This window comes from Clostridium kluyveri, from assembly GCF_001902295.1.
GTDB classification, from domain to species: domain Bacteria; phylum Bacillota; class Clostridia; order Clostridiales; family Clostridiaceae; genus Clostridium_B; species Clostridium_B kluyveri_B.
Genome location: NZ_CP018335.1, coordinates 1555092 through 1567328, shown reverse-complemented (window position 1 = coordinate 1567328; position 12237 = coordinate 1555092). Strand labels below are relative to the sequence as shown.

The following is a 12237-nucleotide window of genomic DNA, read 5'->3' as shown; positions in this document are numbered from 1 at the left end:
TCTCCTCTTATTATTGATTAATACTAAGTATTTTTACCTTAAATAAATATATTACTATTAAAATTATTACTAAATAAGTATATAATTCTTTATATAGTTAAAAATTAGTAAAGACAAATACTATTAAATGGAGGAAATTATGGGCTTATTCTTTTTTTTATTTATTACATTATTTATTGTTCTTTTTTTTATTCCCTTTCCCGTAAAAATAAAAATAAAATATTCTAAAAAAAATTTTATCTTTAAAGTTTATAATTTAAATATTTCAAATAAAATTAAGTCAATTAAGGATAACTACTCCTTGAATTATCCTGAAGTAAAAAATAGATTACCCCTTTTTATAAGGACTATAAAAAACAATTTAAATTTTGTTGATGAAATAAAATTCAAATCTACTCTTAAAATAGATATAAAAATTGCCTATGGCCTTGAAGATGCAGCTCACACAGCTTTAGTTTATGGCTTTATACCCTTAATAAATACATTAACTTTAAACATTTTATCTAAAATATTCATCATAAAACAAAATCAAATTTACGTAACCCCTGACTTTAACAATTTGCATTTAAAAATACAGATAAATAGTATAATTTACATAAGTTTAGCTAAAATTATATATACAGGTATACTTTTAGCTAAATATAGAAAAAAACTTAAAAAACTAAATCCTCTTCATACATAAAATATTTATCCAAACGCAGCAGTTAACTAATACTCCCATCTTCTTCAAAGGGAGATAAGCAGGTTCACGCGCCTGGATAAATTCTTATAAAGTTCAGGTGGAGAAAAAGCATTTCTCTACAGTAAACTCCAGCTGAGCCCAAAGATCACTTGATAAAGGAGTAAGTTATAATTTACTATTAAAAGTTCAAAGGAGGAGTTTCAATGGATAATCATCCTATAGAAAACTTATTAAAAAGCACCATGGAAAATTTGAAAGATATGATAGATGTAAATACTATAGTAGGAGATGCGGTAGAATCAAAAGATGGTTCTTTCATAATACCCATTTCAAAGGTATCTTTAGGCTTTGTATCTGGAGGAAGTGAGTTCAATTCTAATAATCAAGATACATCTAATTTAGAATATCCTTTTGGAGGAGGCTCTGGAGCCGGGGTTACAGTAAAGCCTGTGGCTTTTTTAGTTACCAAAGGTGACTCCATAAGACTTCTATCCTTAAATCAAAATAATACCTATGATAAAATAGTAGATTCCATTCCTCAGATAATGGATTTAATTAAAGGAATGGGAAGTTCAAAATGTAAGAACCCAGAAAACACACACAGAAAAGAAGATGGAAAAGATAATAAAAAGGAAGAAGAGACTAGTAAAGAAAAAACCTCCTCTTAAATTTAAAGTTTGTTACAGGTAAATTTTCATATCTTTCTCAGACACGCCTCATTGCTTATCCCCCATTTTGAAGAAGATGGGGGTATTAGCCAATTCTAAAATTTAGATAAATTCTTTTAAGATTCATTTGATTTATAAACTGACTCATAATTGTCAATTAAATCATCTATTCCAGGAATTTCTTTTATGCTATCTAATCCAAAATATTTTAAAAACTCTTCCGTTGTAACATAAAGTATGGGTCTTCCCGGAACACTTAACCTTCCATTTTCCTCTATAAGCTTTTTTTCCATTAAAGTCATTAATGCTCTATCACTTTTTACCCCTCTTATTTCATCTATATCTATCCTTGTTACAGGCTGCATATAGGCAATAATGGCTAGAGTTTCAAGAGCTGCTCTAGAGAGAGATTGTCTTAAATTATTTTTCAGCAATTTTTCCACATAACTGCTGTTTTCAGATTTGGTAACCAGGCTGTATTTATCATTACTATTTAATATTTTTATACCTCTAGTGCAGTTTTTATATTCAAAAGCCATCTCATTTATCAAGTCTCTGGTATATTCTAAATTGCATCCTATTATGGCTGCAATTTGTTTTAACGTCAGGGGTTCTCCAGATACAAATAACAGAGATTCTATTATAGAAAAATAGTTATCCTTGGATATACTATTACTTTCACCGATTTTACATATACTTTCATTAAGATTCTCCTCCATATTCAATTACCCTTTCTATATAAATTTCACTAAAATTTTTATATTGCATTATAGATATAGTTCTAAGCTTCACCAATTCTAAAAGTGCAACAAAAGTTATAATTCTCTCTATTTTAAAAGAACAGCTTTCTACAACAGTTGAAAATCTAATCTTTTTTTTACTTTCTAAAATTTCTACTATATATTCCATCTTATCTTCTAGTTTAAATTTATCTACAGTTATATTTTTATTAACTGTATTCTCTTTATTTAATTTGTTTGTATATAAATCAATAAGTTTCTTATATATTTCATGTAATTTTTCCATATCTGTACCTTTTAAGATCTCTTCCATATTTTCAGGTTTATTCTTTACTTCAATTATCTCTGGCATTTTCCCGTACATCTTACCTATATTTAACACTCTTTCCTTAAGGAATTCCGCTGCTGCTTTAAATCTTTTATACTGCAATAACTTATCCACCAGTTGTTTTCTTGGATCTTTTTCATCATCTCCAGCAGACTCATCCAATTTAGGTTTAGGCAGAAGCATTTTAGACTTTATTTCTATAAGTGATGCTGCTATAACTATAAACTCCGAGGTCACCTCCAGATCCATATCCTTCATATTGTTTATGTATTGAATATACTGTTCTGTAATATTATGGATTTTTATATCATATATATTCATCTTATTTTTTTTTATAAGATGAAGTAGTAAATCGAAAGGTCCTTGAAAATTTTCTATTTTTATATTTAAAGGCATTTATACATTTCTCCTATGTTTTTTAATAGATATTCTTTTTCCCATTTTAATGCTGTATTTAATTCAATCTTCATTACACCATTCAAAATCTTCTTTATAGATTTACCTTCTTTTATACCAAGATCAATTATATCATTGCCATTTAAACTCAGTTTATAAGTACTCATGTTATTTATATAATTATAAATTTTATAATTTAGCTCATAATACCAACTCAAGAATATCAATTCATAGTCATTCATACTTTTTAACAACTGATATAATTTATAGTTATCTAAAGTATTTTTTATAGAATTAATTACCACATGCAGTTCCTCTGAAAAATATTTTATTGTATTTTTCAATTTTCTATTTAAAATTGAGTTTTCTATTAATATGTTAACATAGACTTTATCTCTTAGGGAATAAAATAATCTCAAAATTCTCATATCTATATTTTTATAGATGGAAATCAAATCTTTTCCATAATCAGAATATTCAACTTCCAATGCTTGTCCATTAATATTAAATATTTTCAAATCATTACACAAACGAATATTTCCTATCCAATTTATTTCAGAGCATAGAGAATATATTTCTTTCATTATTCTATCATTACTTATTGTATTAAATATATCTCCATTAATACACTTTTCTATTTCCCATTTGTCTTCTAAATAAAATCCATACCTTACACAATATTTTACAGCTCTAAATATCCTGGTAGGATCTTCTCTGTAACTATTAAAATGTATCTTTTTAAGAACCTTATTTTTTATATCATCTATGCCGCCATAAACATCTAATATACTATTTCCTACTATATCATATGCCAGTGAATTTATGGTAAAATCTCTCCTATACAGATCATCATATATGTCTGAAGGTTCCACCTTGGGGAGCTCTCCATATTTTTTATAATATTCCTTTCTACATCTTATTAAATCTATACAAACCCCATTTTGAAAAGTTACAGCAGCAGTTTGAAAATTTTTATAATACTTATAGTATTTTACCCCTTTCAATTGTGTTATATGTGTTATAATGCTATTTGGATTATAATTTACACATATATCAATATCTTTTATTTTATTTTGAAGTATTGCATCCCTGACAGCTCCACCTACTATATAGGCTCTTACACCTTTTTTTATACATAAATCTCTTATTGCCTCTATAATCTCCATTTCATCTTTAGTAAAAGATTTTAAGATATTCATAATGGCTCCTCCCTAAAAATATAACCAGATAATTGGGCGGAAATTCAATTAGTCTTTTAAGTATATTACTGTTTTAAACTTGCAATCTACTTAAAATGTTTTAAAATACAACTAAATTTGAATTTCCTACTTGTATTATTATACTATATAATAAATATATGTATATTATACTCCCCCATTTACAATATTTTTAAGATTATCTTTAAAATTTCCTAATATACCCGGTTTTTTTACATCTCTATCACTATGTAAATCCACCTTACCTTTTAATTCTCCATCTATATACACATCACAATATCCAACCTTTTCACCTTTTTTATACTGTCTTTTATTTTTATTTATAACACACCTGCAGGTGATCTTATTTTCCTTTCCTTTTTCAACTGTCACCTTTAAATCCGAGGATGACTTTGCCATAAAAAATTTGTCTCCCCCTTTATTTAAATTAACTTTTTCTATATCATCTTCTTTCTTTAAAACATTGATGGAAGTATATTTTGAAAATCCATAATTCATAAGCATACTTGCTTCTTTATTTCTTTCTTTATAAGTAGGAGAGCCCATGACCACAGCTAACATTCTAGCACCATCTCTTACTGAAGTAGCTGATATACAATATTTAGCAGAATTTGTAAACCCTGTTTTTAACCCGTCACACCCTTTAAAAAATCTGACTAACTTATTATGATTTACTAGTTCTATAGGACTTTTTCTCCCTTCTGATATGGTCTCCATATAAGTTCCTGTATATTTTAATATATTGGGATGTTTCAACAATTCACTAGACATTAGTGCTATATCATAGGCTGTAGTATAATGTCCCTCCTGACTTAGTCCCGTACAGTTTTTAAATTGTGTGTTATTCATTCCAAGCTCTTTTGCTCTTTTGTTCATAAGCTGCACAAAAGCTTCTTCCGTACCTCCTAAGTACTCTGCCATGGCAACCGCAGCATCATTTCCAGAAGCTATTCCTATACCTTTTATCAAATCCTCTACACTTCTAACCTCTCCTGTATCCAGCAGCATAGAACTTCCACCCATCTTCTTTGCATTCTCGCTGACGGTAACTTTGTCTGCCAGGGATATTTTTCCTGAATCCAAAGCTTCCATAGTTAAAAGCATATCCATTATCTTGGTAACAGAAGCAGGTTCTAATTTTTCATTAGCATTTTTTTCAAATATGACTTTACCACTCGTTGGTTCCATAAGTAATGCAGATTTTGCATTTATACTCAAATCCGCCTTTATAGATTTAATTTCTTGCTTATCTTCCTCAGTTAAAGCTTTTGCTTTAACTACTGTACTCCCAAGTCCTATTATTAAAACCATTATTAAAAGCATACTAAGTAAGATAGAACTAATCTGTCTTTTTTTCATTTTATTTTCTCCTCCCTTCAAATGTATTTTTTCCCGAAATTAATAATATTATCACATAAGCATATAAAAAAATACAACAATATCTAAATGATACTGTTGTATTGAAAATTTTTAATATTAATAATACGAAGGTTTGCAGATAATTTCATGGATTTTGGTACTGAATACACTGCTGGCATGAGAAGGTGTAAGTATCAATGCTGTATCAGCTCCACGAGCAGAACCTCCTATAGAAATAACCGGTTCCCCATAAGGTATAAATCCTGCATCCAAGGCCATTATTGCAATTTCTACACAAACTTTAGTACCCTGGCCAAAGGTTCTCAGGGTCTGAGCAATTATTTCAACAGCGTTAACTCCGCCAAAAACCTTGCTGATTCCTCTTTCTGCCCCACTTAACACATGGGTAGTGGTCAATACTTTTATTTCGTTATTCTCCAGATAACTTCGAATATCTGCTGGAAATTCCATTTTCCCCTCTTCAGGATAACCATTTGCATGTGTTACAACCACTACCTGTAAATCTTTGATTCCCTTCATAAATTTGGCAGTATCTCCCTTAGAGGAAGCTACCACAATATATTTTATATTTTTTTCTCTGGCAGTTCTTAATGCCAATTCTACAGTATCTTTAGTGTTTTCTTTACCTTTTTTACTAAAATACACAATTCATACCTCTTTTCTTAATTTAAATTATCAAGTAATTCTTAGGTTCAGATGGAGTTTGCTACAAGGAATGCCCTTCTCCATCTGAACCTTAGAAGAACTTATCCAGGCGCATAGCAGTGCTTATACCCCATTTGAAAAATATGGGGGTATTAGCAATGGTAGCGTTCGGATAAAAACATTATATAAATAATTCCGGTTCTTTTCTAGAGGCAAAATCAATTTCCAATTCATATTTATGTCTTAAATAATCTTCGTCATCATAATATTTTGCACCATGAGGGCATTTCTTGATACAGGCGCCACATTTAATACAAATACCATTTAATTTAGATACATCCTTAAAATCAATAGATCCCATAGGACAGACATTTACACAAATTTTGCAATCAGTGCAATTATCATCGGTTTTTGGAGTAACTTTTCTAATATCAACCGGAACTCCTTCTTTATTTTTAGGTTTATAGTACTTTCTATAAGGTTTATTTCCCTTTACAGTAAAACTCTTTATTTCATATCCAGTTACAAATTTACCATATATACTGTGGGCAAAATTCCTTGCTGCAGTTATATCTTTTTCATCCGGCCTGCCTTTTGCAAGAATTTTAGAAAATGAATGTTCTCCTATAAAGGCGCCTGCCCCAATGACCTTAAAAGCATTTAATTCAAGTATGTCTTTCAATTCTATTAGAGCATCATCATAATTTCGATTGCCATAAACCACCACCGAAACAGCCAATGCCCCATTTCCTTTAACAGAACTCAAGTATTTTAATAATACATTTGGAACTCTCCCTGCATAAACAGGAACCCCCACAATAACAATATCCTGTTCTGAAAAAGAAACAGATTCCTCTCTAACTTTTGGCAATGTAAAATCAATATTATTTATGTTCATTATTTTACCATTAATATCTTTTGAAATTTCCCTTGCTATTTCACATACTATTTTTTCAGTAGTGCCTGTAGCACTAAAATACAGTGTATTAATTTTCTTATCCATAAAAATATCATCCCCTTTATTTAAATAAAAAACACATATTTAATACTTTTTCAATAAACACTTCTATAAGTTCTGGTTCAAACTGTATATAAGCATTTTTTTGTAATTCTCTTATGGCCTGTTGTTCTGATAAAGCACTTCCATAACTTCTTCTACTACACTTTCTTTTTATACATATTATCTTCAGCTTCAACCATTTTACAAATGATTTATGATAATATATTAAATATAATATACTATAATCACAGGGAGGTCACTATGAAACTTATAAATTATACTAAAAAACTTTTAATGGGTTTATATTCCAGCTTCAAGAGATTTCCACTTACTATACTATTTTCGGCTTCTGTTGCTCTAGTACTTATAATAATATCAGAAACTACTTCATCAGATAAAGACTTATTATACAGACTATCTTTAATTTTTGCATTAGGAATTCCAGTTTCACTTTGCATAAAACTTTTTTTAGAGAAAAAAGACCAGGAGAAAAATCCTATAATTTTTATAGGAAGTCATATTCTAGGAATCATATTTTTAATCCTATATTATTTCTTGTTTTTAAGGAACACAGAACTATATTCCATCACCAGGTACTCTGCTGTTAGTCTTTCCCTATACATGGCATTTCTTTTTATCCCTTATCTTGTGAAAAAAGAAAATTTTGAAATGTATGTCATAACTGTTTTTAAATCATTTTTTATAACAGTGATTTATTCCATTATATTATATTTGGGACTTTCAGCTATTTTATTTACCATAGATAAATTGCTTGAAATAAAAGTTTTAACTAAGATTTACTATTACACATGGTTACTTGTAATATTTTTATTTTCAATGTCTTATTTTCTTTCCGGAATACCTTCTAAACATAAAGAGGTACCTGTAAAATCTTATCCTAAGCTATTAAAGATATTGCTGTTATATATTATAATGCCTCTTTTGACGGCATATACAATAATACTCTATATATATTTTGTGAAAATAATAGTAACAAGCAAATGGCCTATAGGTATGGTTTCACATTTAGTTATATGGTACTCAATTATTGTTACTATAGTATTGTTTTTTATCACTCCAATTAAAGAAGAAAACCTCTGGCAAAATAAATTTTTAAAATTTTTCCCTAAAATTATATTACCTCTTATTGTAATGATGTTTATATCCATAGGCATGAGAATAAATGCCTACGGTGTAACAGAAAATAGATATTTTATAGTTATTTTAGGCATATGGCTATTTTTTATAATGGTATACTTATCATTTATTAAAAAGCCAAAGAATATAATGATTCCTGTTACTCTCTCTATAATTTCACTTATTTCTGTATTTGGCCCTACAAGCAGCTATTCAATCTCAAAATTAAGCCAGAACAACAGATTCGAAAAAATTCTTATAAAAAATAACATGCTAAAAAACGAACAAATACAAGTCTCTAATAATATCTCCCAAGAAGATAAATTTCAAATAAACAGTATACTTGATTATTTTAATAGAAACCACAGTCTTAAAGAAGTTAACTACCTGCCGCAAGGCTTTAAATTAGGTGACACAAAGGATATATTTGGATTTGCTTTTAGCACTCCAAGAAATAACTTTACTAAGGAATATTTTAATTTTACAAGAAATAAAGCAGAACAAGCTATAAATATAGAAAATTATGACTATTTATTTCATGTTACCAACATTAAAGATGAGAATACTCCTTCAAATTCCAGCTTCACCGCTTCATACGACTATAATACCTCTACTATAAAAATCAATCATGGGGGAAATGAACTTTACACTAAAAATTTAAATATTTTTATAAATGGACTTATAGAAAAACACTCTATAATACCAGAAGAAAATTCCCTGCCCCAGGAGGAAATGACACTGTCTGAAGAAAATACTAATATAAAAGTCAAATTAATATTTTCAAATATATACGGAAATGTGGACATGGAAAATAAAATTTTTAATATTACAGGAATTGATTTTTACGTACTTGTTAAAATCAAATAGCTTACAAAAACGCTCCCTCTGCGTATTTGAAAATCAGAGGGAGCATTAATTATAATTTAGGAATAGTTTAAAAACCCTGTAACTAATGAAATTTAAAAATATATTATTCTATATCTCCTTTAAAAGTATTTCGTCCATAGGTAGCCTTGGCCTTGGAGATGGATCTTGATCTGGATATCCAATTGGAAGAAGTGCCACTATATCATATCTATCTTCCAATTTCAATATTTTTTTAGCTTTTTCACGGTCTACAATCCCCACCCAGCAAGTTCCAAGTCCTAAATCAACTGCTTTTAATACCATATGTTCAACAGCAATACCTGCATTTTCCCATAAGTAAGCTTTGGCAGTTTCTTTATTCAATGTAGTGGTTTCTTTATATTTGTTGATTTTTTCTCTATCCTCGCCGTTATCTTCAAAGGCTCCCGAATTTATTAATTCCCGGGATCTCTTGGCTGCAGTCAAAAATACTTCTGTATCTGTACAGCATACTATTATAACTGGAGCTTTAGTAACAAAGGGTAAAGTACACTGCTCCATCTCCTTCCTTACTTCTTCACTTTTTATCACTACATATCGTGTAGATTGGAGATTTGATGCAGATGGCGCCATTCTGCCAGCTTCTAATATTTCCTTTATATGAGAGTCCTCTACAGCATCAGGTCTAAATTTTCTTATGCTTCTTCTTAGTTTTATTACATCATTAAAATCCATAACAACCACCTCACAAATTTAAAAATATCTTTTTGTTATTATGAGATATACGCTTAAATTATATGCTTAACTACCCAGTATCTTCTTCAACTAAGGGCCTATTTAATACCTTTTCAATAAATATCCCCACTAACCTTGGTTCAAAACAAGTTCCTGAATTTTTTTTCAATTCTTTTACCGCCATATCTTCTGTTAGAGTTTTTCCATTCCTTTTTTCATTAATCATAATATCATAGGCATCCACTATAGCTATAATCCTTGACTGAAGGGGTATTTCTTCTCCTTTAAGACATTTTGGATATCCGCTTCCATCCCACTTTTCATGATGTGCTAGTGTATATCTAGCTATTTGTGTCATATCACTTACTGTATTTAGTATTCTATACCCTACTTCCGAATGGCGTTTCAATTGTTCTAACTCATATGAGGCAAGATCCTCTACTTTATTAAGTATACTTTCATCCACAGCTATTTTTCCTATATCATGAAATAATCCCAAAGTTTTAAGTTCTTCAATTTCACTTTCTGGTAATCCCAAAGCTTTACCCATATTTTCACATAATTCAGAAACTTTCTGAGCGTGCTGCGCTTCCCTTTCATTTCTCTCATAAAGAGCTTTAATAATGGAATCTAGAGTTTTTTTCCTCATAATAGGACTTTCAAAAAGCTTTCTCTTATACATATTATCTTCTGATTTTTTTAAAACTTCTTCAATTTTTTGTTCATTATTTATTTTACATTCATATCCAAAAGATACATCTACATAAGCAGAATTTACTTTTTCTTTTAATAACATACCTTTAATATCATTTATAATTTGTCTAGCTTTATACAGATCTGTTCTAGGCATCAAGATCACAAATTCATCTCCACCTAATCTAGCAACAACACCTTCCTTTGGACATCCTTTCTCCATAGCTTCCGATACTTTTTTAAGAAGTTCATCCCCTACAGTATGTCCAAAAGAATCATTAATGAGTTTTAGGCCATTTACATCCGCCATAACAACAGTCAAAGGAAAATTATACTTTACATCCATTCGTTTTAACTCTTCTTCAAAAAACCTTCTATTATATAAAGATGTCAACTGATCTCTATAACTTAAGTACTTCAACTTCTGTTCCATTTCTTTTCTCTCAGTGATATCTCTACACAAACAATGAAAAACTTTTTTTCCATTAAGTAAAATAGCGGTCATCATAACTTCCACAGGTAATAGAGTCCCATCAATTTTTTCATTCCACCATTCAAATTTAAATTTTCCCTTTTCAACAGCTTTTTTTAATATATCATCTTGTTTCTTTTTAGATATACTTCCATCAGGTTGTTTTTCTGGTGAAATCTCATATGGGCTTTTTCCGATTATCCCCATTTTAGATGCATAACCCAACACTTCCACAGCTGCTGTATTACAATCAATTATTTTACTATTTTCCACGATAATAACTGAATCCGACGAACTTTCAAAGAGTGTGCGAAAAGTATATTCACTTGCCTTTAATGCTTTCTCTGAGCATTTTTGTTCGGTTATATCCTTATATATTCCAAATACACCTATTTGCTTGTGTTCAAATAATATAGGGTGGGCAAGTATATGCACATTAATTAAACTTTTATCTTTTCTCATCCTAAAGGTTTCATATCCTACAATATTTCCATTCATAACACTTTTAGAAATACCAACTGCCTCTCCAATTGCCTCTTTTTGAACAATCCTATCATTTATATAATAATTTTTAAGCTCTTCTTTGGTATATCCAAAGAGTTTTTCAAATGCAGGATTCACATCAATAATTCTATCTTCGTTATCAAGCATACATATAGCCTCAGGAGAGTTCTCTAAAAGTTGACTAAAATAAAGCCTCTGCAGTTGCAATTCCTGTTCTGACTTTTTTTTATAACCAATATCCTTATACATAGCACATAATCCAACTTGATTTGTATCAAATATAAAGGGAAAAGCAATTATATTTACATCTACTAAGGAGCCGTCCTTTCTTTTTCGTTTAGTTTCTGCGTTAACAGTACCACCATGCATGATTATGTTAGAAAACTGAAAAGCATCTTCTATATTGAAGCTTGCAATAACATCATTTGCAAATAAACCTTTTATTTCCTCAAATTTATATTGAAAAATTTTTTCAAAAGATTCATTAACGTTTATAATTCTATCTTTATTATCAATTATAACAATTCCATCTCGAGAATTCTTAAATAATTCTTCAAAATACATTCTTTGTAATTTAAATTTCTTGTTAAGTTCAACTAACTCTTTATTCTTTTTTATATTAATGTAATTAAATATAAAAAATATTGATATTATGGCTATAAATAACACAACATACATTATTGCAGCACCGTTGCCAAAATCTATAGAATTCTATAAGACTTATTTAATTTACAATTAATTAAGCTAATAATATAGAACAATTGTCATTAACAATATTAAAATTCACAATAAGA

The 12237-nt window shown here is 29.3% G+C and carries 13 protein-coding genes; 3 read left to right on the top strand and 10 right to left on the bottom strand.

The features are described 5' to 3' along the window. The first annotated feature begins 301 nt into the window (after positions 1 to 301). Together BS101_RS07715 and ytfJ are read left to right on the top strand one after the other, a co-directional pair. On the top strand, positions 302 to 682 hold the full coding sequence (locus BS101_RS07715; RefSeq protein ID WP_242951428.1) for a DUF2953 domain-containing protein: 381 nt from the start codon (positions 302 to 304) through the stop codon (positions 680 to 682). A 203-nt stretch (positions 683 to 885) separates the two neighbouring features. After that, positions 886 to 1350, top strand: a complete 465-nt coding sequence (ytfJ, locus tag BS101_RS07710) for a GerW family sporulation protein (RefSeq protein WP_073538304.1) — start codon at positions 886 to 888, stop codon at positions 1348 to 1350. Positions 1351 to 1466: 116 nt separating this feature from the next. Here the strand turns inward: ytfJ and scpB are convergent, their stop codons facing one another. From scpB to BS101_RS23245, 8 genes are all read right to left on the bottom strand, one after another. Then, complete coding sequence (gene scpB, locus BS101_RS07705; RefSeq protein WP_073538303.1) at positions 1467 to 2069, bottom strand: SMC-Scp complex subunit ScpB; 603 nt, start codon at positions 2067 to 2069, stop codon at positions 1467 to 1469. After that, positions 2053 to 2814 carry a segregation/condensation protein A gene (locus BS101_RS07700; protein ID WP_073538302.1) on the bottom strand — a complete coding sequence of 254 codons (762 nt, stop codon included), beginning with the start codon at positions 2812 to 2814 and terminating at the stop codon, positions 2053 to 2055. The genes scpB and BS101_RS07700 overlap by 17 nt, the downstream gene beginning before the upstream one ends. After that, positions 2805 to 4013 (bottom strand): CCA tRNA nucleotidyltransferase, encoded by a 1209-nt coding sequence (locus tag BS101_RS07695; protein WP_073538301.1) that lies wholly within the window; start codon positions 4011 to 4013, stop codon positions 2805 to 2807. The genes BS101_RS07700 and BS101_RS07695 overlap by 10 nt, the downstream gene beginning before the upstream one ends. A gap of 165 nt (positions 4014 to 4178) precedes the next feature. After that, positions 4179 to 5390: a D-alanyl-D-alanine carboxypeptidase family protein gene (locus tag BS101_RS07690; protein WP_073538300.1), complete on the bottom strand. Its 1212-nt coding sequence runs from the start codon at positions 5388 to 5390 to the stop codon at positions 4179 to 4181. Between the two features lie 117 nt (positions 5391 to 5507). Further along, a complete protein-coding gene (locus BS101_RS07685; RefSeq protein WP_073538299.1) occupies positions 5508 to 6056 on the bottom strand; it encodes a pyruvate kinase alpha/beta domain-containing protein in 549 nt (182 codons plus the stop codon). A gap of 181 nt (positions 6057 to 6237) precedes the next feature. After that, positions 6238 to 7059 (bottom strand): EFR1 family ferrodoxin, encoded by an 822-nt coding sequence (locus BS101_RS07680; protein ID WP_073538298.1) that lies wholly within the window; start codon positions 7057 to 7059, stop codon positions 6238 to 6240. 16 nt (positions 7060 to 7075) lie between these two features. Further along, positions 7076 to 7252 (bottom strand): hypothetical protein, encoded by a 177-nt coding sequence (locus BS101_RS23250; RefSeq protein ID WP_242951427.1) that lies wholly within the window; start codon positions 7250 to 7252, stop codon positions 7076 to 7078. A 79-nt stretch (positions 7253 to 7331) separates the two neighbouring features. Further along, positions 7332 to 7514: a hypothetical protein gene (locus tag BS101_RS23245; protein WP_198039633.1), complete on the bottom strand. Its 183-nt coding sequence runs from the start codon at positions 7512 to 7514 to the stop codon at positions 7332 to 7334. On the opposite strand from BS101_RS23245, the gene BS101_RS07675 reads away from it, so the two are divergent. Next, complete coding sequence (locus BS101_RS07675; protein WP_322977296.1) at positions 7426 to 9060, top strand: DUF4153 domain-containing protein; 1635 nt, start codon at positions 7426 to 7428, stop codon at positions 9058 to 9060. The genes BS101_RS23245 and BS101_RS07675 overlap by 89 nt on opposite strands. Before the next feature lie 108 nt (positions 9061 to 9168). On the opposite strand, the gene BS101_RS07670 is transcribed toward BS101_RS07675, so the two are convergent. Continuing rightward, complete coding sequence (locus BS101_RS07670) at positions 9169 to 9774, bottom strand: nitroreductase family protein (RefSeq protein WP_073538296.1); 606 nt, start codon at positions 9772 to 9774, stop codon at positions 9169 to 9171. Between the two features lie 70 nt (positions 9775 to 9844). Further along, positions 9845 to 12121 (bottom strand): PAS domain S-box protein, encoded by a 2277-nt coding sequence (locus BS101_RS07665; protein ID WP_073538295.1) that lies wholly within the window; start codon positions 12119 to 12121, stop codon positions 9845 to 9847. Positions 12122 to 12237 lie beyond the last annotated feature (116 nt).

Excerpts from the sequence above, each read along its gene's own strand:
- ytfJ (WP_073538304.1), top strand. The coding sequence starts at position 886 with ATGGATAATCATCCTATAGAAAACTTATTAAAAAGCACCATGGAAAAT.
- scpB (WP_073538303.1), bottom strand. The coding sequence starts at position 2,069 with ATGGAGGAGAATCTTAATGAAAGTATATGTAAAATCGGTGAAAGTAAT.
- BS101_RS07700 (WP_073538302.1), bottom strand. The coding sequence starts at position 2,814 with ATGCCTTTAAATATAAAAATAGAAAATTTTCAAGGACCTTTCGATTTA.
- BS101_RS07695 (WP_073538301.1), bottom strand. The coding sequence starts at position 4,013 with ATGAATATCTTAAAATCTTTTACTAAAGATGAAATGGAGATTATAGAG.
- BS101_RS07690 (WP_073538300.1), bottom strand. The coding sequence starts at position 5,390 with ATGAAAAAAAGACAGATTAGTTCTATCTTACTTAGTATGCTTTTAATA.
- BS101_RS07680 (WP_073538298.1), bottom strand. The coding sequence starts at position 7,059 with ATGGATAAGAAAATTAATACACTGTATTTTAGTGCTACAGGCACTACT.
- BS101_RS23245 (WP_198039633.1), bottom strand. The coding sequence starts at position 7,514 with ATGCAAAGTGAAACTGGAATTCCTAATGCAAAAATTAAAGATAGTCTG.
- BS101_RS07670 (WP_073538296.1), bottom strand. The coding sequence starts at position 9,774 with ATGGATTTTAATGATGTAATAAAACTAAGAAGAAGCATAAGAAAATTT.
- BS101_RS07665 (WP_073538295.1), bottom strand. The coding sequence starts at position 12,121 with ATGTATGTTGTGTTATTTATAGCCATAATATCAATATTTTTTATATTT.